Source organism: Nocardia sp. NPDC051570, assembly GCF_044454005.1.
Taxonomy (GTDB): Bacteria; Actinomycetota; Actinomycetes; order Mycobacteriales; family Mycobacteriaceae; genus Nocardia.
Map to the genome: position 1 here is coordinate 280,507 of NZ_JBITDI010000003.1, position 23,525 is coordinate 304,031.

Below are 23,525 nucleotides of genomic sequence, written 5' to 3' on the forward strand. Positions count from 1 at the left end.
CCCCCAGTCGCGAGCGCGCGCTATTTCGCGGCGTTCGGCAGGGCCGGGGCGATCTTGTCGAGCATATAGGGCAGTGACAGGACGGTCGGCTGGTTGATCGCGCTGATCTCCTGGACGGTCAGGAAGACCACCGCGCCCTTGCGCACCGCGGGAAGTTCGCTGTAACCCGGTAGCTGGCGGTACTTTTCGTCCATACCGGGGGAGTAGCCCGCGACCAGCAGATCGGCACCCAATTCGTTCAGCCGCTCGGTGGACAGCTGGGCGCGGCCCTGATTGGCGGGCAGCGCGGCGATGTTATCCGGAATCCGCAGGCCGAGACTGCCGAACATCTGGGAGGAACCGTCGTTGCGGTCGGTCAGCACCATCAGCTGGGCCGGGCTCGCGAGCCAGGTGCTGACGAACGTCTTCCCCCGCAATCCGGGATTCCGCGCGGCCAATCCGTCGATCTTCCCGTTCACCTGCGCGATCACCTGGTTCGCGGCATCGGTGCGGTGCAACACCTTTCCGAGTGCGGTCACCTCGTCCTGCCACGGCGTGATGACGGCAGATCCGAGCGCCGGAATGGTCGGCGCGATCTTGGAGAGGGTGTCGTAGGTCTTCTGGTCGCCCGCGAAACCGTCCACCAGGATCAGATCCGGATTCAGCGCAGCGACCTGCTCGTCCAGCTTGCCGGTGGTCTCCAGCTTCTTCGCCGCGCCAAGGGAATTGGGCAGCCACGGCGATGGAGTGCGCGCCATCGCCGCGACATTGTCGATATACCCGACAGGTGTCACGCCAAGCGCTACAGTGGTGTCGAGCCACTGGCTGCCCAGTGCGACGATGCGCTTAGGGGTGCCGTGGACCGTGGTGGCGCCACGCGCATGGTTGATCATCACGGCATCGTTGCCGGAGCCGGATTCCGAGGAACCCGAATCACAACCGGCCAAGGTCACGGCGAGTGCGCCGGCCAGGGTGAGGATCGCCGCGCGCGCCCAGCGGGACCGAGACGTCCGGGCAGGCTTCATTGTCGAACTCTCCTTCGTCGAGGGCCTTTCCGTCTGCAGGGCCACCACAGAAGTAGGTCAGCCTAGCCTAACCTACTACCTTGAAGAACTCGATCTTCCGATAGGACGCGACGGTCACCAGTAACAGCACTTCGAAACATCGGAGTGCTGCCGGTTTGTGTCCCAGGAGGCAAGGGTCATGAGCGCAGAGTTATCGGCGCGTATCCCATCCATTTCAGCGGCGGCCCGCGGTGGCGAGCAGTTCCGCATCGCGATGATCGTTCCACCGTATTTCGACGTCCCACCCAAGGCCTACGGCGGCGTCGAGGCCGTCGTCGCCGATCTGGTCGACGCACTGGTGGATCGCGGTCATCACGTCACCCTGCTCGGCGCGGGCGTGCCCGGCACGCGGGCGCAGCGGTTCGTTCCGGTATGGGACGAGATCCAGGCCGACCGGTTGGGCGATCCGTTCCCGGAGGTCGTGCACGCGTTGAAAGTTCGGCGCGCGCTCGAACAGCTCCTGATCCTCGATGGTATCGATCTGGTCCACGATCACACCTTCGCCGGTCCGCTCAACGCACCCTTCTATCGGGATCTCGGCCTGCCCACGGTGGTCACCGTGCACGGACCGGTCGACGGCGATCCGTACATGTACTACAGCGCGCTCGGCGACGACGTCGCACTCGTCGCCATCAGCGATCGGCAGCAGTCGCTGGCGCCGGACCTGAATTGGGCCGGGCGGGTACACAACTGCCTACGCGTGCAGGATTGGCCCCTGCGAACCGAGAAGAGCGACTACGCTCTGTTCCTGGGCCGGTTCACCGAATGCAAGGCGCCACACCTGGCGCTGGAGGCGGCGCACGCGGCCGACCTGCCGCTGGTGCTTGCCGGAAAGTGCAGCGAACCACCTGAGAAGGCGTATTTCGATCGGGCGGTGCGGCCGCTGCTGACCGAACGGGACCAACTGTTCGGCATGGCGGATTCCGTCGCCAAGCGAAAACTGTTGTCCGAAGCCAAATGTCTGCTGTTCCCGGTCCAGTGGGAGGAACCGTTCGGAATGGTGATGATCGAGGCGATGGTGTGCGGCACGCCGGTGGTGGCGTTGCGCGGCGGCGCCGTCGCCGAGGTGATCGTCGACGGGGTCACCGGTCGTATCTGTGAGGATCCGGCCGAATTGCCCGTCGCCATCAAGGAAGTCCAGGACTACGACCCGCAGGCGTGCCGCGACCATGTGGCCCGCAACTTCGGCGCCGACACCCTGGGCCGCGGCTACGAGGGCGTCTACCGGCGGGTGCTGCACAAGGCCCACCCCGTCCGCGGCGCCACCACGATCCGCACCAGGAACATCCCGAGTGGTCGCGCCGCGGCGAGCGCTGTTGCGGCCGGGCACGTTCCGCCGATAGTCCCGGAAACGACACCGGCTCGACCGCTGGCCGCGACGCGGCGAGTGGCCGGGGTGGCGACAGCAGACACCTCCGATGCCATGGAAGGGGATAGTGCGTGAATGGAGCGCCCGCCGCGCTGAACGCCGGAGAGCCGTCCACTGTGGTCGGCCCCGGCGGGGCGGTCACTCTGGTGGAGGGGAGCACCTTCTGCCTATCGGACCGTGTGGGAGATGTGGAACCGGGAACGGCCCATGGGCTGTTCTATCGCGACGCGCGGGTGGTGTCGCGATGGGAACTGCGCGTGGATGGGCAGCGGCCGGAGCCGCTGTCGGTATTGAGCCCGGAGGCGTTCACCGCGCGGTTCATCGGGCGCCGGCCCCCGCGGGCCGGCGCCGCCGATAGCACCTTGCTGGTGGTTCGTGAGCGGCTGGTCGCCGATGGGCTGCGCGAGACGGTCACACTCGAGAATCTGGGCCGCGAGGCCACGGCCGTCGCGCTGGAACTGCATGCCGATGCCGATTTCGTCGATCTGTTCGCGGTCAAGGAGGGCCGTGCCGGGCACGGGCGGGCCGAGGTGCTGGTCACCGATAACGAGTTGCTGCTCAACGACCGCTCCGATCGTGCTCGGGGACTGGCGGTTTCGTCGTCGGAGTTGCCGGTGGTGATGCCGGGATCGCTGTCGTGGCGGGTGGTGGTCCCGGCCGGCGGCCGCTGGCAGACCGAGGTCCTGGCGCAGCCGACCATGGCCAACCAGCGCGTCCATCTGCCGCTGCGCCCGGGCGAGCGCTACGAATCCAGTGAGCCCGGCCGCAAGATCGAGGCCTGGCGCGATACGGCCACCAAGCTCACCACCGGTGATCCGCTGCTCACGGGCGTGCTGCAGCGCACCGAAAGCGATCTGGGCGCACTGCAGATCCACGACGCCGAGCGCGAGGGTCGCACCTTCGTCGCGGCCGGTGCGCCGTGGTTCATGACCCTGTTCGGCCGCGACAGCCTGCTCACCGCCTGGATGGCGCTGCCGCTGGATGTGGGCCTGGCACTGGGCACCATGCAGCAGCTGGCCGAGATGCAGGGCCAGCGGATGGATCCGCTCACCGAGGAGGAGCCCGGGCGGATCATGCACGAGATCCGGCGCGGTCCCTCCAGCAGTCTGGTGTTGGGCGGGGAGATCTATTACGGAACCGTCGACGCGACACCGCTTTTCGTGATGTTGCTGGCCGAGGCGCGGCGCTGGGGCGCGTCGAGGGAGGCGGTGCACGCACTGCTGCCCGCGGCCGATGCGGCGCTGGATTGGATGTCGCACTTCGGCGATCGCGACGGCGACGGCTTCCTCGAATATCAGCGCGCCACCGATCGCGGCCTGATCAATCAGGGCTGGAAGGACAGCTTCGACGGAATCAACGACTCCTCCGGCCATTTGGCGGAGACACCGATCGCGCTGTGCGAGGTGCAGGGTTATCGGTACGCGGCGCTGCTGGCGCGGGCCGATCTGGCCGACGAATTCGGTGAGGGCGACCTCGCCACGACGCTGCGCGACCAGGCCTCGGCGCTGCGCACCAAGTTCGTCGAGGCTTTCTGGCTGCCCGAAAAGGGTTGGTATGCCGTGGCATTGGATCGCAACAAGCGCCGCGTCGACGCGTTGACCAGCAATATGGGGCATTGCCTGTGGTCGGGCATCGTGCCCGACGACCATGCCGCGCAGCTGATCCGGCGGATGTCCACGGCCGAGATGGATTCCGGATTCGGCCTGCGCACCTTGTCCTCCGGCATGGGCGCCTTCAATCCGATGAGCTACCACAATGGTTCGGTGTGGCCGCACGACACCGCCATCGCGGTGGCCGGCCTGCTGCGTTATCGGCATATCCCCGGTGCGGTCGAATTGGCTACCCGGCTGTCCGACGGATTGCTCGACGCCGCCGCGGCCTTCGGTGGCCGGTTACCCGAATTGTTCTGCGGTTTCCCCAGATCCCGGTTCTCCGCGCCGGTGCCGTATCCGACCTCGTGTTCCCCACAGGCCTGGGCCAGCGCCGCGCCGCTGCTGCTGGTGCGGTCGTTCCTCGGACTGGATCCCGATGTCCCGCACCGCTCGCTGACCGTGCTGCCGCATCTGCCGAGCCGCTGGGGCCGGGTGGAACTGACCGATCTGCGCCTCGGCGGCACGGTGCTCGACCTGGCTGTCGACGGCGATCATGTGGTGGCATCCACGCTGCCCGACGATTGGCGGCTGATCACGCACTGAGATCGTGTCCTCGACGGCCCGCCGCCGCGGCGGGCCGTCGAGACCGGGGACCGCTCGGGCCTCGTTGATCAGGGGCCGGTAATCACCTGCAACGCACTGTCTTTCGCGGCCTGCTCGACCGTGCCGAGCCGGAAATCGCGGTCCTGGATATGGCGCACCAGATCCGGTTCCGGGGCCAGACTGTGTTTGCGCAGGTAGTGAGGGACCGAACCGGACCAGATCCAGGCCCCGTCGGTGCGGTAGTCGAGGGGGACGTCGCGGTCGGTGGGTGCGAACTCGTCGACCTCGCGGCTGCGGGCGGACAGGATGACCGGGGCGGACTCCAGATAGCTCAGCAGCCGCTCGTGCAGGGCCGGATCCACGGTCGGGCGGTCGGCCACGGGTCGACCTGCGGATCACGGCCGTCGTAGACATGGGCCAGGCGTGGGGCCCCGCCGTCGTGTGCCGTGGCGCCGCTCATATCGAACTCCCGGAATCTCAACGATTTTCGCGGTCCGATCGTATACGGAAACCTCCGAACGCGAACGGCTCCGGATCCGGTGGGCCAAGATCGCGATCACAGTCGGGAAATCGCATAAAACGCGCGGAATTCTCGACTCGAGGCCTAAATCACATATCGGGCGCGCGACCGTCACATCCGCTCGTCATCGGCGGTGCGGCCGACGCTCCCATGCGCAACTATCTACCGACCGGTTTGCACACACTCGTGATCGGCGTTCGACTGGAGTGCATGGTTGGCGAGATTTCGACGATGGGCAGGCGTCGGAGTTTCCTGCCCAGACTGCGGCGCCGCAATCTCGGCGGTTACGAGATCGTCGTCTCGCCGCCGGAGCGGCCGACCCATGACGAGTCGGCGCAGGCGCATCACAATGTACTGATCGTGGCGCTGTTCGCCGCGCTCGGCGGCATGCTCTACGGCTACGACACCGGCATCATCTCCGGCGCGCTGCCGAAGATGTCGGCGCAGTGGGGAATCGGTCATCGCTGGCAGGAGATCGTCACCGCCGCGATCCTCGCCGGCGCGGTGATCGGCGCGCTCGTGGGTGGCACGCTGTCGAAGCGGCTGGGCCGCCGCAAGACCATCTTCATCATCGCCTGCGTCTTCGCCCTCGGCGTAGTCGCCTGCTCGCTGGCGGTGAACCAATGGATGATGGTCGCCTGCCGACTGTTCCTGGGCCTGGCGGTCGGCGGCTGTTCGCAGATCGTGCCGACCTATATCGCCGAACTCGCGCCGCCGCGGCGCCGGGGCGCGATGGTCACCTTCTTCAATATCGCCATCGGCGTGGGCATCTTCCTGGCGAATCTGGTCAGCGTGCTCGCCGGGGACGCGTTCGCGGCCGGTGACGACTGGCGATGGATGATCGGCATCGCGGTGTTCCCGGCGCTGGTGCTGGCCGCGGCCATGCTGCGGCTGCCCGAGACGCCGCGCTGGCTGATCGAGCACGGCACCGTGGGCAAGGCCCGGGTGGTGCTGCGCAGGCTGAGGCCCAATCGCTCGATCGCGGTCCGCGAGACCCTGGAGATCTGGGCCGTCACCCAGCAGGAACGCAACGACTCCCGCGGCGGCTGGGCGAATCTGCGGCAGCCCTGGGTGCGCCCGGCCCTGCTCGCCGGCCTGGGCATCGCGGCGTTCACCCAGCTGTCCGGGCTGGAGATGATGATCTACTACTCGCACACCATCCTCGGCGACGCGGGTTTCGACGCCCCTCTGGTCACCTGGTCCGGGCTGGGCATCGCGGCGGTCTATCTGATCTGCACCGCGGTCGGTGAGCGCCTGGTCGACGTGGTCGGCCGCCGCCGCCTGATGCTGATCCTCATCCCCGGCGCGACGCTGTTCCTCTTCGGTTTCGGGGCGCTGTTCGTGGTCACCGATCACCCCGGCCGCTTCCTCACCCTGGCCCTCATGCTGGCCTATATGGCCTGTAACGCCGCCGGACTGCAGGCCGTCGGCTGGCTGCTCGGCTCGGAGCTCTACCCCCTGAGCATCCGCGACCGAGCCACCAGCCTGCACGCCGTCGCCCTCTGGGGCTCCAACCTGGTCCTCACCCTGACGGCCCTGACCACCATCGACACCCTGGGCGTCGGCCCCGCCTTCATCCTCTACGCGGCCTTCAACCTGCTGTCGTTCGTCTTCGTCCTGTTCCTGGTCCCCGAAACCAAGGGCCACTCCCTCGAAGAGATCGAACAGTCCCTCCGCGAGGGCACCTTCCTCCCATTACGCGGCAACATCGCCAGCCACGTTTCGCAGTAACGACGCGAACACGGGTGCTTACCAGGCGCTGTCGACGTCCAACAGTTCCGCGGGATCGATGCCGATCGGGAACGGAGAATCGACACTGAGCACATCGCCCGCGTGAACCGTTGTCGGTGAACCGTATTCACCGTCGACGAGGGTGTGCACCTCGATCCGGGGGTGCGGTTCCAGGTCGATGATCCAGTACTGCGGAATTCCAGCGTTCGCGTAGTCGTAGAGCTTGTCGACACGGTCCACATGTTCACTACCGCTGCGCCGCGAGACCACCTCGGCGACCAGGAGCAGATCGCGGCCGTAGAACGTGCGGGTGTTGGCCTCGTGCGCCGTCCGTGCCGCATCGCGATCGATGAGGCCCACATCGGGCTTGCGGACGCCTGCCGGGGTGGAGATGTCCATCGGTGCCTGCACATAGACCTTCGCGTCCGCTGCACGGGCGGCGGAACGGAAACGGTCTCGCAGGATGTCGGCAGCCATATCGTGGCGCTGGCTGGGAGACAACGGGATCAGCCACCCATCGGCGAGCTCGTAACCCTTGCCTTCGTCCGGTAGCGCATCCAGGTCGTAGATCGTGTACGGCCCGAAGGCGTGGTCGTGGGCGACACTCACGGCATCCTTCCTTCCCGACCGACTCGATGACACCCGCAGACCAGCCGGTCACGGGGCTCAGAGGCTGACTCGCTGGTTCTCCGGCAGGAACAGCTTGTCGGACTCCTTGACGGCGAAGGTGGCGTAGAACTCCGGGAGATTGCGGACGACCTGGTTGGCGCGGAATTCGCCGGGGGAGTGGGGGTCGTTGGCGATCTGCTGTTCGAGGTTTTGTTTGGTCTGCTTTTCGCGCCAGTTGCGGCCCCAGGCCTGGAACATGGGGGTGTAGTCGGGGGTGTCGCGGCCGTTCTTCTTCTGCTCGAGGCGGAAGGCGGCCAGCGAGATCAGCAGGCCGCGCAGGTCGGCGAGGTTCTCACCGACGGTGAGGTCGCCGTTGACGTGCTGGCTGGGGTCCAGGCCCTCGGGGACCAGCGCGCTGTACTGCTCGATGAGCTGCTTGGTCTTGGCCTCGAATGCCGTGCGGTCCTGCGGGGTCCACCAGTCGCGGCGGTTGCCGTCGCCGTCGTATTTCGATCCCTGATCGTCGAAACCGTGGCCGATCTCGTGCCCGATCACCGCGCCGATGGCGCCGTAGTTCACGGCGGGCTCGGCGTCCTTGTCGAAGAACGGCGACTGCAGGATCGCGGCGGGGAAGTTGATCGAATTCGAGGTCGCCTCGTAGTAGGCGTTGACCGTCTGCGGCGACATGCCCCATTCGCTCTTGTCGACCGGCGTGCCCAGCTTGTTCATCGCGCGCTGCGATTCGAAAGTCGCGATGGCCAACAGCGATTCGACGAGCTTGCCGCGGGTGATCTTGACCTTCGAGTAGTCCACCCACTTGTCCGGGTAGCCGATCTTCACCGTGATCTTGTTCAGCTTGGCGATCGCCGCATCCCGGGTGGGCGGCGACATCCAGCTGGAGTTGCGGAAGTTGTCGCGGTAGGCGGCCATCAGATTGTCCACCAGCTCCTTGGCGCGATCCTTCGCCTCGGGCGGGAAGTACTTGTCCACGTAGAGCTTTCCGAGCGGCTCGCCGAGACTGGCATTCACGACGCCGATCGCCGACTTCCACAGATCCGGCCGCTGCTGAATTCCGCTGGTGGCCTTCAGATATTCGAAGTTGGCGTCGGACAGGGCCTTGTTCATGTACTTGGCGAACTTGCGAAGCAGGCTGAGCTTCAGATAATCCCGCCAGATCGCGATGTCCACCTGGGCCCACAGCCCGCCGGCGGCGGTGACGAACGACGGCTCCTCGACCACCATCGACGCGAACAGATCCTTGGGTCGGCTGGTGCTGCCCGCCAGCCACGGATCCCAGTCGAAAGTCGGTGCGAGCGCGACCAAATCGTTCCAGGACGTCAGGTTGTAGGTGGCGTCGGCGTCCCGGGTCTTCACGTTGTCCCAGAAGCCCGCCGCGATCCGCGTCTCGAGGTCGAGCACCCGCTGCGCCGTACCCGTCGGATCGGGGAATCCCGCTCCGGCCCAGAGCTTTTCGAGCAGCGTGTGATAGGCCGAAAGGTACTGTGCGAATTCGGGTTTGTGGTAGTACTGCTCGCTCATCCCCAGGCCGGACTGGCCCACCGAGGGCAGATAGGCGTTGGAGTTGTTGCGATCGATGCTGATGCCCAGCCCGATCAGCCCGCCCAGCGGCAGCGCGCCCATCACCTTCGCCAGATCCGGTTTCGTTGCGGCGCCGTCGATCTGGGCGAACAGCCCCTGCAGCGGCGACATGCCCAGCTTCTCGAGCGTGTCGACATCCATACGCGCGTCGTAGATATCGCGGATCTGCTGTTCGGTGCTGCCGTCCTTGGGATTCTTGATCCCGTCGATCACCGTGCGCAGCTGCTCCTCGACCCGGTCGCTGACCTCGTCGAAGGTGCTGAAGCTGGTCTTGTCCGGCGGCAGCTGATAGTCCTTCAGCCATTTACCGTTCATATGGCGGAAGAGGTCGTCCTGAATCCGGACGGCGTCGTCCACACCCGACAGATCCGGGCCGTGCAACTGCGCGGGCGCGGATTGCTTCGAACAGGCCACCAACGCGGTGGCCACGGGCACCGCGCCGAGGGCGAGCAGGAACGAGCGGCGGTTCACCGCGACGGGGCGACTGGACGGCGTCACAGACAATCCTCTCCCTGAAACTGGGCGATCTTGCTCTGGCATTGCCGCATCGAGGCTACTGCACGGCACGCCCGGTCTCCGGCGGATACACTCCGGGACGCGGCCCATATTTCTTCACCATCATGGGAATTCGCATGCCTACATCCAGGGACTGGGGGGATGAGCTCGTCGCTTCGCTGAAGTGGCTGCTCATCGCGTACTCGATCACCGTGGTCGCCTTCGTGCTGATCGCCGCGCTGCTGTTCACCACGACCCGATGGGGACGGCAGTTCTGGCGATTGAGCAGCGCCTACTTCACCGGCCCGGGCGCCTGGCGGACGCTGGGATTCGTTGCCGCACTGCTGTTCACGGCGGTCGGCTCGGTCCGTGTGACGGTCCTGCTGTCATATCAGTCCAACGACACGTACACGGCTCTGCAGGACGCCGCCGAGGCCTTCGCCGGCGGTAAGCGGGCCGCCCTGTCCGCCGCCGAACACGCATTCTGGTTCTCGGTCTTTATCTTCGCGGTGGTCGTGACCGTGCATGTGGTGCGCACGCTGGTGGACTACTACATCGGCCAGATCTTCGAAATCCATTGGCGCCGCTGGATCACCGACCGGGTCACCACGAACTGGCTGGACGGGCACGCGCAGTACCGGGAACGGTTCATCGACGCCACCATCGACAATCCCGATCAGCGAATCCAGGAGGACATCACGACCTTCGTCGAGAATTCGCGGGACCTGTCGACGGGCGCCGTGGCCGCGGTGGTCACGGTGGTGTCGTTCACCTCGATCCTGTGGAATCTGTCCGGCCCGCTGACGCTGTTCGGGGCCGATATCCCGCGGGCGATGACCTTCGTGGTCCTTATCTATGTCCTGCTCGTCTCGGTCATCGCGTTCTGGATCGGTCGTCCACTGATCCGGTTGAACTTCCGGTACCAGCGCAGCTCCGCGAACTTCCGCTACTCCCTGGTGCGGGTGCGCGACAACGCCGAGGGGGTGGCCTTCTACCGTGGCGAGAAAAACGAGCTCCGGGGCCTGTTGTCCCGATTCGGCGTGGTCCTCGAGGTCTACCGGCGCCTGGTTTATCGGACCGTCGGATTCAGCGGCTGGAATCTCGGAGTCAGCCAGGTTTCGGTCGTCCTACCGTTGATCGCGCAGGCGCCCAGGTTCTTTCAGGGCACGATCACCCTGGGCGGATTGCAGCAGACCGCCACCGCATTCGGTCAGATTCACGATTCGCTGTCGTTCTTCCGGGAGAATTACGCGACCTTCACCGGGTATCGGGCCGCGCTGATCCGGCTCGACGGACTGCTGAGCGCCGGTGAGCAGTCCCGGGCGTTGCCCGCGGTGCGGGCCGAGGAGCTCGCCTCGGCGCTCGAGCTCGATCACATCAGCGTCAGCCGCCCCGACGGCGGGCTGCTCATCTCGGAGCTCGATTTGCGGCTGAACCCCGGCGACGCCCTCGTGATCAAAGGGGCCTCGGGCAGCGGCAAGACGACGCTGCTGCGCACCCTCGCCGGAATCTGGCCCTACGGAACCGGATCGGTCCGGTATCCGGACGGCAACGCCACGATGTTCCTGTCGCAGGTGCCCTATCTGCCGCTCGGGGATCTGCGTGCCGTCGTGAGTTATCCGGCCGAGCCCGGCGATATCCCCGACGATCGCCTGCGCGAGGCGCTGACCAAGGTGCATCTGGGTCATATCGCCGATCGACTCGCCGAACAGGCCGATTGGGCCGCGATCCTCTCGCCCGGGGAACAGCAGCGGCTGGCCTTCGCGCGCGTGTTGCTGACCGGGCCCCGGGTCGTGCTGCTGGACGAGGCGACCTCGGCGGTCGACGAGGGGCTCGAGCATGCGCTCTACAGCCTGCTGCGGGCCGAGGCGCCCGAGGCCGTGGTGGTCAGCGTCGCGCATCGCAGTACGGTCGATCGGTTCCATCGCGAACGGCTGGAACTGGGTGGTGACGGCTCGTGGGCCTTGGTCCGGTCGGCCTAGGGCCCGATTTGGGTACGACCTGCGCGTTCGCTACACTGGCCAGGTTGCCTGCGGGACAGTTGTGCCCGCACTCAGGCCGTGAACCCCCTGTGGTTGATCGCTTCGATCATGCAAAACCGCTGGCAGGCGCGCGTTCGGAGGGCAGCTGACCATGCCCGTCGGGTCGGTAATCCGGCGCGCATATCGTCCAGGTCCAGGAGGAGAGCTGAAGTGATTCAGCAAGAGTCGCGACTGCGCGTCGCCGACAACACGGGTGCCAAGGAGATTCTCTGCATCCGCGTGCTCGGCGGTTCGTCGCGTCGCTATGCAGGTATCGGCGACGTGATCGTCGCCACCGTCAAGGACGCCATCCCCGGCGGCAACGTCAAGAAGGGCGAAGTCGTCAAGGCCGTCATCGTGCGCACCACCAAGGAGCGTCGCCGTCCGGATGGCAGCTACATCCGTTTCGACGAGAACGCCGCGGTGCTGATCAAGCCGGACAACGATCCGCGCGGCACCCGCATCTTCGGCCCCGTCGGCCGTGAGCTGCGCGAAAAGCGTTTCATGAAGATCGTTTCGCTGGCCCCGGAGGTGCTCTGACATGAAGGTGCACAAGGGCGATACCGTGATCGTCGTCTCGGGCAAGGACAAGGGCGCTAAGGGCAAGGTCATCCAGGCCTACCCGCAGGCCGAGAAGGTCCTGGTCGAGGGCGTGAACCGGATCAAGAAGCATGTCGCGAACTCCGCGAACCAGCGCGGTGCCAGCTCGGGCGGCATCGTGACCCAGGAGGCGCCCATCCACGTCTCGAACGTGATGGTTGTCGACTCCGACGGCAAGCCGACTCGCGTGGGTTACCGCACCGACGAGAACGGCAAGCGGGTGCGTATCTCCCGTCGCAACGGGAAGGACATCTGATGACCACCGTGGAAAACACAGAGAAGATCGCTCCGCGTCTGAAGCTGCGCTATCGCGCGGAGATCAAGGACGCGCTGAACAGCGAATTCAACTACGCCAACGTGATGCAGATCCCGGGCGTGGTGAAGGTCGTCGTGAACATGGGTGTCGGCGACGCCGCCCGCGACGCGAAGCTGATCAACGGCGCCGTGGCCGATCTGGCCCTGATCACCGGTCAGAAGCCGGAGATCCGCAAGGCCCGCAAGTCCATCGCGCAGTTCAAGCTGCGTGAGGGCATGCCGATCGGCGCCCGCGTCACCCTGCGTGGCGACCGCATGTGGGAGTTCCTGGACCGCCTGGTGTCCATCGCCCTCCCGCGTATCCGCGACTTCCGCGGTCTGTCGCCGAAGCAGTTCGACGGCAATGGCAACTACACGTTCGGCCTGTCCGAGCAGTCGATGTTCCACGAGATCGACGTGGACCGGATCGACCGTCCGCGCGGTATGGACATCACCGTCGTGACCACCGCGACCAACGACGAAGAGGGCCGTGCCCTGCTGCGTCACCTCGGCTTCCCGTTCAAGGAGAACTGAGCACATGGCTAAGAAAGCTCTGATCAACAAGGCGAACGCGAAGCCGAAGTTCGCCGTCCGCGCCTACACCCGCTGCCAGCGTTGCGGCCGTCCGCACGCGGTCTACCGCAAGTTCGGCCTGTGCCGCGTGTGCCTGCGCGAGATGGCTCACCGCGGTGAGCTGCCGGGCGTGCACAAGGCTTCCTGGTAAGTCTGCATATTCGACGGTGACCCGGCACAGCTTCGGCTGTGCCGGGTTCTCGTCGTTGTAGGGCTGCTAGCCTGCGATGGTGAGTGAGAGTGGGGGGAGCCCAGCGCTTGTCGTCGTTCCGGATGATGTGTCGGCACTGGGTAAGTACGCCTACGATCTCGCCGACATTCTCCGCGCATCGCTGACGAACGCTGGTCGTGACGTGGAGTCGCTGACCAAGGGCGGCTGGACGGGATCGGCGGCGGACAGCTTCGCCGCGGGCTGGTCGGAATGCCGGGACGGCGGGCAGAAGATCATCGACGCGCTGGCCACACTCGCATCCACCCTCGGCGTGACCGCCGAATCCTATGGCGCCCACGACAACCAATTCGCCGCCGAGATCCCGAAGCTGAACATGTCATGACCGACGAATTCAGCGTCGACCTCGAGCAGCTCGACAATGTCGTGACGCGCCTGTCGAGCCTGACCGCATTCATCTCCGATCACCTGACGACACTCGACCAGAAGGTGGCGGCGGTCCACGCCGGATCATGGAGCGGCGCCGCCGCCGCGGCGCATCAACAGGCACACAGCGAATGGTCCGCTGCCGCAGCGGAATTCGTCGACGGGGTTGCGGAGATGAGCTCCGCTGCGCGTAATGCGCACGGGCAGTACACGTCATCGGTGAACGCGAACACTCGCATGTTCGGCCGCAGGTAAGTCCGATGGGGCTCGATATCAATCCCCAGACCTACTACGACGGGGCCAAGAAGCTCACCGATATCGGCGACGGCATCGACACCGTCACAACGAAACTCGTCAGCGCGCTCTACGACGGCACCGGATCGATGGCCGGAAGCAGCGAGTCCGCCTGGACCACGTCTTCGTGCCGAAGCACAAGCTGGACGAGTTCGTCGAGTCGTGCGGTGGGCAGGATGGCGCGATGGATCAGATTGTCGAGAGCGTCCACGACGTTCCCAACGGGATCTATGGGAAGGCGAACCCGCTCGTTCGAACGATCAACGGACACACGATTACGATTCGTGGAGCGATGATCGACGGTGTATTCAAGATCAGCACGGCGTTCATTCCCTGATTCTCGAACTAAGGAAAGGTGAGCTGAGTTGGGTGTCGTACCGGTGGATCCTCGCCCGTTGACCGAGCGTGAAGCTGAGGTGCTCAACGAGCTGCTCTCGGCGGATTTCGTTGGGGCGCAGCAGCTCAAGGCCCAGCTACCCCTCACCCGTGTGGTCGCTACCTGGGGAGAGGGATCACCCAGCGTCGATCTCGAGGTTGAGCGGGAGGCCGAGCGCGCCGACATCGCCGACGGCGAGATACCCGTGGACGCGCAGGTTCGCGACGTCGACGGCAACTACACAGGTGAGATCACCGTCTGGACCAACGGTGGCTACCTGTCCGCCATCGAGTACGGGTGGGTAACCGATGATCGCCCGGACAGCCTGCCGGCTCCTTCATTGTTGACGCTGGTCGTCTAGATCGGTGGCGGGTGGCGTTCGAGAGTCTGCCTCACCGGGGTCGAACGGGATGAGGCGCGCACAAGGCTTTCTGGTAAGTCGTACATCTCTACCGTGAGACCCGGTGCAGACGTCGAGCCGAGGATGCGTTCTCGAAGGATGTGGATCTCGGGGCATTGGCTGAGGCAGTCCGGGACGTGGAAGCTCGGGGGCCGAACAGCTACGGGAACTCCGAGCCCGAGGTCGATGCTGGTCGCGACATCGGCAATAGATCAATAGATAACGGTGGGCAACCGACGAGGCGGTACAAGGTGATCACCGACCGCTGGGGGACCATCGTCAACATGTACCCGATCCAGGAGGATCCGTGGGTATCGGCGTCATAGTTCAAGCCATTAATCATAAAGAGGTCGAACACATTTCCGGTCCGCTTGCGCAGTGGCTTACCGATTCGGTCCTGGATGCTCCGTTGGGGTCGATGATGAGAGGCATCCACCAATACGCGGATACGATGTTCAATTCGTATCAGCTCACATTCTTCCTGGACGAACTGGCGGGCATGACGCCGAAGGGCGACAGTGACGCGGAAATGATCGCCGAGCTCCGAGCGGCCGCGGAGAAGGCCATCCGCCTCCATGGCTACCTCTGGTTCAGCGGTGACTGACCAGGTGCGGGCGCAGTGCCCAGCCGCGGTGGGCCTTAGGATGTCTGTGCCATGAGTGACAAGTTTCGGATGGACCTGGACGGGTTCGCGCGCCCGGCCCCCACATTCGCCGAGGCGTCGAACGATGTGCGTACGGCAATTGCGCACCTGCAGCAGGTGATTCAGGCGGAGGGACAGTGCTGGGGGGACGATGATCCCGGCAAGGCCTTCGCGCATGGCACGAACAACGACGGTTACACGAGCGACCTGCAGGAGGGGCTGCAGCATCTGTCGGCATTGCCCGACATACTCGAGCAGGTCGGTTCGAAGATCATTGCCGCCGCGAATGCGGTCCAGCGCCAGGATGAGGGCGGCGCTCAGGGGTTGCGGCAGGCTTCGCAGTTCTAGATCTGGGGGGATTCTTCGATGGGGATGACCATCCCGAGCTGGCTCGAGCCGGTGATGGGGATCGTGGCGGGTCCATGGCCGCACGGCGACGAAACCGCGATGCGCCGATTGGGCGATGCCTGGTCGGCGACGGCGAATGCGCTCGAGGAGATTTCCGAGCCCACCGACGCCGCCATGCGCGATGCGCTGTCGGCCGTCGACGGCGATATCCACGAACATCTGGATCAGTTCTGGGACAAGGTCGGCCGGGACAAGGGCGCGCTGCCCGGGCTGGCGCAGTGGTGTGACCACAAGGCGAAACAGCTCTACGACGGCGCCAACGATATCGAGCTGACCAAGTACGTCATCATCGGTTCGCTGGTCACCCTGGCCGCGCAGCTGGCGTTCGACATCTTCGTCCCGCTGGCTGGGGAAGTAGAGGCGGCGCTCGCGGTCGCGGCCACGCGGGTGACCGTGCGGATGGTGATCAAACAGCTGATCGAGAAGCTGATGGCGAAGGGCCTTGCCGGCGCCGCCGCGCAGATCGCTCGGCGGGCGGCGATCGAGGGAGCGATCGGCGCGGGTCTCAATGCCGGGGTGAACGTTTCGGCGCAGGCGCTGCAATACGGCCAGGGCAACCGTCACGACATGGATTGGGGCAGCCTCGGCGAGACCGCCGGAATGGGCGCGCTCGCAGGGGCCCCGGCTGGCCTCGCCGGTCGGGCCGTGGGGTCGGTCCTGCGTGACACCGTCGAGTCCGCCGCGGGTCGCCTCGGCACCAATATGGTCGCCAGTTCGGTCGGCGGCGGGGTCGGTGCGGTGGCGGGCGGGGTCGCTCCGGCCGCGTGGAACGGCGGGCATGTCGATCTGAACGCGAGGTCGGTGTTCGAGGCGGCCGTCGTTGGTGGTGGTACCGCAGGGGCCGGGCATGGCGGGCGTGCGGGCGCTGAATCCGTTCGTAGCGAATCAGGCGGTGCGCCAACCACATCCGCCCACGTGAGCGATGCTCAGGCGAATGCGCCGCAGGCCGTCTCGCAAACGCCCGCCAGCGCGGTGCATCCGGTCGATGTCCCGCCGAATCAGGTTCGCGCCGAATCCGTTGCACCACCGGATCATTCGGCTGATCGGGTGTATTCCGCAAGCGTTGATGCGGTCCCTGCCCGGCTCGAGGCTCCGACCGTCGCCAGTTCGACATCGGGTTCGGCGCATGCGCCGGTGTCCGGTTCTGGGGGCGCGTCCGATCTTCAGGATGTGGGGTTGCGCTCCGGTGCACCGGGTTCCGGTCCGGAGCCGCGATTCGACCCGTCCGCGCAGCAGGCCCCGGTCTCGTCCTCGGCACCGCAACGTCCGATGTGGCCGGGGCGTCCGGACGGCGGCCCGATGCCGGTGCGCTCGGATTTCCCGTATCGGCCGGACGTTCCGGCGTCCGGGGGGCGTCATGATTCGGGCGGGGCGCAGTCGTTCGGGGGTGGGCGGTCCGACGGTGTGAGGCAGGGTAATTCGGCTGCTGACCACGCTGGGCATGGGGGTTCGCGGTGGGATGGTGGCGGACGGCCGGACGGGCCTGCGGACGCTACCCGAATGAGTGCTGGTCGGCCGGATGGCGCGCATCCGGACGCGTTCCGACCGAATGGTATGCGGCCGGATGACGTTCGCCCTGATGCGGTGCACGGGCCTGCGGACGCCGCTCGTGTGCATCCGGATTCCATACGGCCGGAGGCTGTTTCACCGCCTCGGCGTGATCCCTACGGACAGGGTCACCCCGCACACGGCGAGCCGATACCTCCGCATCGCGCGGATCCGTTCCGCCCCATGGAATCTGCGCCGCATCCTCAGGACAGGATGGTGGGCCCGCGCTCGGACGGCGTTGTGCGCGCCCCGGGACCGCATGACCCGTATGAGCCGCCGACCCACCAGACGGGCACGCCGCCGCGCGCTGCCGTCGGCGGGCCTCCGATGCCACCTTGGCTCCGCGATCCTCGTGAGCCCGTTTCTCCGGCTGGGCATGTATCCGGCTGGGACGGTGGGGGTTTGAATCCGCCGGTCTCGCATCCGGCAGCGCGGCCGGGGGTGGAGCATCATCGGCCGCCGGAGACCCGCATCGAGTCGCCGCGTAGGCCGGATACTCCTTCGTATCCGGGGGAAGGCCGACGGCCGACCGAATACGAGGATCCGCGTGGGCCGGAGAGGGCCCGACCGGAGCGTGGGCCGGTCGAGCGACCTGACCGTGAGCATGTCAGTCCGGAGCGGACGGAATCTTCGGGATCGGCGGCTGGGCATGGTGATTCGCCGAGTCATCCGATCGAGCCTAAGCCGAATCTCGGGGATATGTTTCCGCCGGAGGGGTTAAAGGTCGACCAGGCGCGGTTATTGCCGCAGCTTCAGCGGGCTATCGATGGTGAGTACGGCGGGCTGCGGGCTAGGGTCGAGGAGGTCTCCGGCCACTCGCAAACGTTGCATACGGTAGTAAGATTCTACGACGCAAACGGAGTACAGGTTGGGCATGCCACGCGGACTTATTACAACGACGGGGTCCGTATCCTTGCCGATCATACCTACTTCAGGCTGCAAGAACATGTGCGTGGTCAAGGGTGTGCCGCTGATCTGAACAAAGCCATGTTCGAGTGGTACCGGCAGTCGGGGGTAGACCAAGTGGTATTGCGTGCCAATATCGACGTCGGAAGTTACGCCTGGGCGCGACAAGGATTCGAATTCGCCAATCAGCAGCAAGCCGTCGACCAGATCCGGCCTCGGCTGTTCAATGAACTCAAGAAGGCAAGCGAGGAAGCCGAACTGCTGATGCGAGAGCGGGATTCGCTTCCGGAGGGGCCGGAAAGGTCGTATCGAGAAGCTCGGTTGAAAGACCTCGAGCCTGCGATCGATAGGGCCAAGGAGATGCTCGAGGAGTTCCAGGTCGGTTCGTCCAAATTCCCTAAACCGCAGGAGATTTCGCAGCTCGGTAGGCCGGACGGTCTTCTTCCTGGACAGTCGCGCGAGCTGTCGTGGCTGGGAAAGCGTGTATTTATGGAGCCCGGGTTGAGGATCTCCTGGGCGGCCGTGAAGAGTCTCAAGGAGGAGTGACCGTGAGGGATCCCCGGATCGCCCCGAAGGGCTGGTCGACCAAGGAGCAGGGCAGGCGAGGTCTCAAGATCGGGTTCTGGCACGACGACTGGTCGAAGAGGTGGCGGCATCGTACGGAATTCCGACCGGAAAGCCGGATGGTAGAGGGCAGCGATTACAACCTGCATTACGTCGATGTCGAGGCATCGCTGGAAGCCGAGCTGGACTACAGCTCCAGATCGGATGAAATCACCGGTAATCGCCCAGGGGCCGTGGGTCAGCTCGCGGTACCCACTGGGGCCGAGCGACTGCGTGGGGCAATGGTGTCCGCCGCTGTTGGTGATGCATTTGCGAGATCGCGCAACCTCGGTGGGTTGAAGGCGTATCCCTGGTATGCCGGTGGTGCGGTGGAAGTGGAAGAGAAGCTGGTCGACTATCTACCCGATGAGGACATGAGGTCGTCCTGGGGCGCACAGCTTATGGGATATGCCGCCGAGGGGCTGATGCGTGCATTGAGCGGACGTCGTATAGGGCACGAGGTCGATCCGGTGTCGACCGTGCAGCACGGATATCAGCGCTGGCTCTACCACATGAAGTCAAGCGTGGAGAAAGTCAACGAGTGGTCCGTCTACGGTGGTGTCTATGCGCGCGATGCCGGTGAGCACGATCGGCCCGACGGCTTTGTCGCGAAGGAAACCGAGTTCAGAGTCCATCGCGAACCGGACCCCACGGTCATCGAAGCCCTGATCGCCTTCGCCACCACCGGAATTCGTTCGACCCCCACAAACCCCCGCAGTAACGCCCGCGGCGCCGACGTACTGGTCCGCGCCGCCCTCGCCGCAGTATGGTCCGAAGACCTCTCCGAGACTTTCGATCTCGCCGTCGCCCTCGCCGCCCTCACCCATCCCCACCCCGACGACTACTTGCCCGCAGCCACTTTGGCCGTAGTCCTGCACCAACAGATCCGCGACCAGCCATTCCTGGACTGCCTCGCCGCAGGCTACGGCCAATTGGCGCTTCGCCCCGGTCACGAAAAGACCCTCGCGATAATCGACAACACGGTCGCTCTGGTTCGCAACGAGTGGGCCCCCACCCAGGCCGACAACCTGCGCCAGTACTTCCCGAACGGCGGCGCCGACGGCGCCGAAGCACTCGGCATAGCCCTCTACTCCGCCATGGTCAGCGACTATGTCCGCGAAGCACTCCTACTGGCCCTGAACTACGCCACCCACCGCCCCCAGGTGGCCGCCACAACAGGACTGCTGATCGGCGCTGAATACGGAATCCAAGCCGTCCCCCGAGTCCTCCGCGACCCGGTCAAATCAACCGAAACCCTCGACACCCTCGCCCATGACCTAGCCACCGAACTCCGCGACACCCTCACCGACACAGAATGGCAACGCCGCTACCCACCTACTTGATCACTCTTGGAGACATTCCGGCGTATCGGGAAGGAGGAGGGCTGAGCCCTGCTCGAGCAACTCGGCTTCCTGTTCGGGGAGAACTGAGCACATGGCTGAGAAAGCTCTGATCAACAAGGCGAACGCGAAGCCGAAGTTCGCCTGGAGACCGGCACGCCCTTCTATCGAACAGACTGCTGGAGTTGCCCGCGCAGCCTCGATGGGTCAAGCTACTCAACCACTTTCGAGAGTGTGTCGAGACCGGACCGCTCGGTTCGGCCGATGATTTCCTCGGCATCTGCCCGATGTCCATGATGGCGGATGTGGGACAGTCATCGTCGTGAGCAAGCGCACGCCACCCGCGAAGCGACCGGAAAATCATTGGCCCACGCCCCTATTCGACGTGACAGGTCAATCATGCGACGACTCGCTCGACGAGACCGGCGACCCAGTCGATCCGAAGGTCGTGACGGAGGCGATTCTTACAGGGTTGGCCGAGGTCACCGATCCGATCCAAGCGGAAGTCCTCGGCTCGATGCTTCTGGGTGCCATCGGCTTGCTCGGCACGGATCTGGAGGATGCCGCAGCGGCCGAACTTCTCCAGGCCATCGAGGTGGTGGGCGACCACCGGGCGGCCGGGATGCTCGCCGTGCTCGGCACGATCGGTGGAGAGCGAGTCGGAGGGGCCGCCGCCGCAGGGCTGAACCGACTGCGGGCACGTGATGTCGCGACCCCCGAGTGGACGATGGCGCTCTCGGCCCCGGTTACCGCGCGTGACTGCGTCGAAGTGGGCGAGGGCGGCGAGGCGCTGGTGCTTGCCGCGCGCTTCGACCGTGCGGGGGCGGCACATGGCGTGATGATTCTGCTCGACCCGGACGAGTGCGGGGAAGCCGCTGAGATCATGCTGTTGGACTCCGCCGATCTCACCGAGGCGCTCGCCGAGTTGTGTCACAACGCCCGACGTGACGGGGTCCGGCTCACCACAACGACCTTGGACCCTGCAGAGTTTCGGTGGCGGGTCGAGGTCGCGATGGATATACGTGACGATCATGACCGCGACGACGATCCGTCCGATCCCGATGACATCGAGGGCTTCGACGATGTCATGGAGGCCGCGGATCTGTTCGACGAGGACGACTTCGAAGAGGAGGACGGTCCGGGGTACCACGTTCTCGCGCCACTGCTGCGCGCCCGGCTGCGAGCGCTGCCGCTGTCGGCGAAACCCAAGCCGCCGCACGTTGTCCCGGGCGAAATCGACAGAACCACCCTGTTGGCGGCACTCGATCGGGTTGCCGCGCTGCCCGGCGGCCGGGCAGCGGCCACCCCGGCGAAGTCGACCCCGAAACTGCCCGCCAAGCGCAAGACGAGAGACGGGCAGGCGCCTGTGCTCCAGCTACGCGTCGACCTGCGTGGAGCCAAACCACCGATCTGGCGGCGCCTGCAGGTCCCCGGCGATATCCCGCTATGCGAACTGCACGAGTTGTTGCAGATTGCGTTCGACTGGGATTCGGCACATATGTACGTCTTCGACACCGCCTACGGCCAATTCGGTGTCGCCAATCCCGAATTGGGATTCCGATCCGATACGAAGGTCACTCTCGAACAGGTCGCCTCCGCGCCCGGGGCAAAACTCACCTACACCTACGACTTCGGCGACAGCTGGGAACACGCGATCGCCGTCGAGGACTCCTCGCCGTGCGAGGAAGGCGCCACCTACCCGCGTTGCGTCGGCGGCCGCCGGATGGCTCCCCCCGAGGACTGCGGCGGTATCTGGGGGTACTCGGAGCTGCTGGAGATCCTCGACGACCCCGACCACGAAGAGCACGCCGAGCGGCTCGACTGGCTCGGCGTCGACCGACCCGACCAATTCGACCCGGCGCACTTCGGCGTGAACGAGATCAACGACGCGTTGGCCGGCCTTCGACGGAATACGAGACGCCGGAAGTAGTGCCGGCTCGGCAGCGGTCCTGCTACTACGGGCCGAGCAATGCCGCGGGCACCACGGCGACTCCGTCGGGTCGGCGGTATGCGTATCGGCCAGTGGTGATCACGACAGCGTCGGCGAGCAGATCGCCCACCTTGGTGCCCAACCATCGCAGGTGGGCGACGTCTTGTTCGTCGACGGTCGCAGCGAGCTTTGTTTCAACGGCAACGATCCGGCCGCCTGGCCCGGTGATGATGAAGTCGATTTCGTGGTCACCGTTTCGAGTGCGCAGGTGCCGCACCCTGGCCTCGTTGTCCTGCGCGTAGACCTGAATACACAGCGCGACCAGAGCCTCGAATAGCTGGCCGAGCGTATTGGTGCTGTAGGAAACTCGTACGCCGGACCCGGTTCCGGAAAGCAGTGCGGTTGGGGTCAGGTCGAGTAGGCGCGCCGACAACGCGGGGTCGACGAGAAAGTGCTTGGGTGCTTGGGCCAACCGGGCGAAGGCATTGTCCACAGGGAGCCAGCCGGGAATCGGATCCAGTAGCCATAATTGCGACAGAACGTCCCGGTAGGTGATCGTCGTCGTCTTCGCCGGTTTGTCGCTTTCGCCCGAGGTCGCCGCATCCAGGATCGTGTTATAGGACGCGGTGGTCGCGGTTGCCGCGGCGTAGGCGGTCAGCCACGCCCGCAGGGTCGCCGGTCGCCGGATGGGATGTCCCTGCTCGGGGAAGTCGCGTTCGACGATCCGGGCGATGTAGCCGTCGAGCTGCGCGCGACGGGCCCGGGCAGGTAAGGGGCGAATTCCCGGGAAACCCGAGCCGACGATCTCCTCGACATACCCCGGCAGATCGACCGGGGATTCGCCCTCGAGGGGTTGCCGCCGACCGGACAGCAGTGCTCGCAGGCTGACCGTCGGCTCGCAGATTCCCCGCTCGGCCAGGCTCATCGGGCGCATTCGCACTTGCACGATCCGTCCGGCTCCCGAGTGCATCGGCGTCTCGGCGGGTATTGCGCTGCCGGTGAGGAGGAACCGACCTGCGTGCGGATCACGATCCACGCTGCGGCGCACCTGGTCCCATACCGTCGGATAGCGCTGCCATTCGTCGATCAGCACCGTGCCGCGACCTCGATCGAGCCGGCCGGGGTCCGCTGCGAGCAACTCACGCTGCTGTTCGTCGTCGAGGGCATACACGATGTCAGCTCTACGCTGTGCTGTCGCTGTCTTGCCGACCCCCTTGGCACCTTCGATCGCCACGGCTGCCAGGCCAGTCAGCAGCTCGTCCAACTCGGTGTCGACTACCCGCCTCCGGTATGGATCCATAGATCTAAGCTACCATTAGCATGGTATATAGACTACCAATAGCAGGTGTTGTGCACTACCGATAGCATGGTGAGATCGCCTGACCTCGACCGTATTGCCACGCATCCCCGGTTCGGCGGATTACCGTCGAAGG

The 23,525-nt window shown here is 65.5% G+C and carries 22 protein-coding genes; 17 read left to right on the forward strand and 5 right to left on the reverse strand.

The annotated features are described in order from the left end of the window. Positions 1 to 20: 20 nt before the first annotated feature. Positions 21 to 1,004 (reverse strand): ABC transporter substrate-binding protein, encoded by a 984-nt coding sequence (locus ACIA76_RS08225; protein ID WP_397149907.1) that lies wholly within the window; start codon positions 1,002 to 1,004, stop codon positions 21 to 23. A gap of 178 nt (positions 1,005 to 1,182) precedes the next feature. Between ACIA76_RS08225 and ACIA76_RS08230 the strand changes: the two genes are divergently transcribed. Both ACIA76_RS08230 and ACIA76_RS08235 read left to right on the forward strand, forming a co-directional pair. Next, positions 1,183 to 2,487, forward strand: coding sequence for a glycosyltransferase family 4 protein (locus tag ACIA76_RS08230; RefSeq protein WP_397149909.1), 1,305 nt, complete (start codon positions 1,183 to 1,185; stop codon positions 2,485 to 2,487). Further along, positions 2,484 to 4,607, forward strand: coding sequence for a glycogen debranching N-terminal domain-containing protein (locus ACIA76_RS08235; protein ID WP_397149911.1), 2,124 nt, complete (start codon positions 2,484 to 2,486; stop codon positions 4,605 to 4,607). Before ACIA76_RS08230 ends, ACIA76_RS08235 begins: the two co-directional genes overlap by 4 nt. A 68-nt stretch (positions 4,608 to 4,675) precedes the next feature. Here ACIA76_RS08235 and ACIA76_RS08240 read toward each other — a convergent pair whose 3' ends face one another. Further along, positions 4,676 to 4,987, reverse strand: coding sequence for a hypothetical protein (locus tag ACIA76_RS08240; protein ID WP_397149913.1), 312 nt, complete (start codon positions 4,985 to 4,987; stop codon positions 4,676 to 4,678). A 371-nt stretch (positions 4,988 to 5,358) separates the two neighbouring features. Here ACIA76_RS08240 and ACIA76_RS08245 point away from each other — a divergent pair, with 371 nt between their 5' ends. Further along, entirely contained in the window at positions 5,359 to 6,858 is a 1,500-nt protein-coding gene (locus ACIA76_RS08245; protein WP_397149915.1) for a sugar porter family MFS transporter, read from the forward strand. Positions 6,859 to 6,876: 18 nt separating this feature from the next. Here ACIA76_RS08245 and ACIA76_RS08250 read toward each other — a convergent pair whose 3' ends face one another. Both ACIA76_RS08250 and ACIA76_RS08255 read right to left on the reverse strand, forming a co-directional pair. After that, positions 6,877 to 7,467 carry a Uma2 family endonuclease gene (locus tag ACIA76_RS08250; RefSeq protein ID WP_397149917.1) on the reverse strand — a complete coding sequence of 197 codons (591 nt, stop codon included), beginning with the start codon at positions 7,465 to 7,467 and terminating at the stop codon, positions 6,877 to 6,879. A gap of 57 nt (positions 7,468 to 7,524) precedes the next feature. Then, positions 7,525 to 9,564 carry a M13 family metallopeptidase gene (locus ACIA76_RS08255; RefSeq protein WP_397149919.1) on the reverse strand — a complete coding sequence of 680 codons (2,040 nt, stop codon included), beginning with the start codon at positions 9,562 to 9,564 and terminating at the stop codon, positions 7,525 to 7,527. Between the two features lie 134 nt (positions 9,565 to 9,698). Here ACIA76_RS08255 and ACIA76_RS08260 point away from each other — a divergent pair, with 134 nt between their 5' ends. From ACIA76_RS08260 to ACIA76_RS08325, 14 genes are all read left to right on the forward strand, one after another. Next, positions 9,699 to 11,543: an ABC transporter ATP-binding protein/permease gene (locus tag ACIA76_RS08260; protein ID WP_397149921.1), complete on the forward strand. Its 1,845-nt coding sequence runs from the start codon at positions 9,699 to 9,701 to the stop codon at positions 11,541 to 11,543. Between the two features lie 210 nt (positions 11,544 to 11,753). Beyond that, on the forward strand, positions 11,754 to 12,122 hold the full coding sequence (gene rplN / locus ACIA76_RS08265; RefSeq protein ID WP_397149923.1) for a 50S ribosomal protein L14: 369 nt from the start codon (positions 11,754 to 11,756) through the stop codon (positions 12,120 to 12,122). Between the two features lies 1 nt (position 12,123). Further along, complete coding sequence (gene rplX, locus ACIA76_RS08270) at positions 12,124 to 12,438, forward strand: 50S ribosomal protein L24 (RefSeq protein ID WP_397149925.1); 315 nt, start codon at positions 12,124 to 12,126, stop codon at positions 12,436 to 12,438. After that, the gene (gene rplE, locus ACIA76_RS08275) at positions 12,438 to 13,010 is read left to right on the forward strand and encodes a 50S ribosomal protein L5 (protein ID WP_397149927.1); all 573 of its coding nucleotides are present in this window, start codon (positions 12,438 to 12,440) and stop codon (positions 13,008 to 13,010) included. The genes rplX and rplE overlap by 1 nt, the downstream gene beginning before the upstream one ends. A 4-nt stretch (positions 13,011 to 13,014) precedes the next feature. Next, positions 13,015 to 13,200 (forward strand): type Z 30S ribosomal protein S14, encoded by a 186-nt coding sequence (locus ACIA76_RS08280; RefSeq protein WP_062507012.1) that lies wholly within the window; start codon positions 13,015 to 13,017, stop codon positions 13,198 to 13,200. A 79-nt stretch (positions 13,201 to 13,279) separates the two neighbouring features. Beyond that, positions 13,280 to 13,603, forward strand: a complete 324-nt coding sequence (locus ACIA76_RS08285; RefSeq protein ID WP_397149930.1) for a WXG100 family type VII secretion target — start codon at positions 13,280 to 13,282, stop codon at positions 13,601 to 13,603. Further along, positions 13,600 to 13,899, forward strand: a complete 300-nt coding sequence (locus tag ACIA76_RS08290) for a WXG100 family type VII secretion target (RefSeq protein ID WP_397149932.1) — start codon at positions 13,600 to 13,602, stop codon at positions 13,897 to 13,899. Before ACIA76_RS08285 ends, ACIA76_RS08290 begins: the two co-directional genes overlap by 4 nt. Positions 13,900 to 14,065: 166 nt before the next feature. Then, the gene (locus ACIA76_RS08295) at positions 14,066 to 14,275 is read left to right on the forward strand and encodes a hypothetical protein (RefSeq protein ID WP_397149934.1); all 210 of its coding nucleotides are present in this window, start codon (positions 14,066 to 14,068) and stop codon (positions 14,273 to 14,275) included. 58 nt (positions 14,276 to 14,333) lie between these two features. Next, positions 14,334 to 14,675 (forward strand): hypothetical protein, encoded by a 342-nt coding sequence (locus ACIA76_RS08300; protein WP_397149936.1) that lies wholly within the window; start codon positions 14,334 to 14,336, stop codon positions 14,673 to 14,675. A gap of 346 nt (positions 14,676 to 15,021) precedes the next feature. After that, a complete protein-coding gene (locus ACIA76_RS08305) occupies positions 15,022 to 15,318 on the forward strand; it encodes a hypothetical protein (protein ID WP_397149938.1) in 297 nt (98 codons plus the stop codon). 51 nt (positions 15,319 to 15,369) lie between these two features. Further along, on the forward strand, positions 15,370 to 15,705 hold the full coding sequence (locus ACIA76_RS08310) for a hypothetical protein (RefSeq protein ID WP_397149940.1): 336 nt from the start codon (positions 15,370 to 15,372) through the stop codon (positions 15,703 to 15,705). An 18-nt stretch (positions 15,706 to 15,723) separates the two neighbouring features. Further along, positions 15,724 to 18,765, forward strand: a complete 3,042-nt coding sequence (locus ACIA76_RS08315) for a hypothetical protein (RefSeq protein ID WP_397149942.1) — start codon at positions 15,724 to 15,726, stop codon at positions 18,763 to 18,765. Then, a complete protein-coding gene (locus tag ACIA76_RS08320) occupies positions 18,687 to 20,165 on the forward strand; it encodes an ADP-ribosylglycohydrolase family protein (RefSeq protein ID WP_397149944.1) in 1,479 nt (492 codons plus the stop codon). Before ACIA76_RS08315 ends, ACIA76_RS08320 begins: the two co-directional genes overlap by 79 nt. A gap of 382 nt (positions 20,166 to 20,547) precedes the next feature. Beyond that, positions 20,548 to 22,092, forward strand: coding sequence for a plasmid pRiA4b ORF-3 family protein (locus tag ACIA76_RS08325; protein WP_397149946.1), 1,545 nt, complete (start codon positions 20,548 to 20,550; stop codon positions 22,090 to 22,092). Between the two features lie 25 nt (positions 22,093 to 22,117). Here ACIA76_RS08325 and ACIA76_RS08330 read toward each other — a convergent pair whose 3' ends face one another. Further along, positions 22,118 to 23,392, reverse strand: a complete 1,275-nt coding sequence (locus ACIA76_RS08330; protein WP_397149948.1) for an ATP-binding protein — start codon at positions 23,390 to 23,392, stop codon at positions 22,118 to 22,120. Between the last annotated feature and the right edge of the window lie 133 nt (positions 23,393 to 23,525).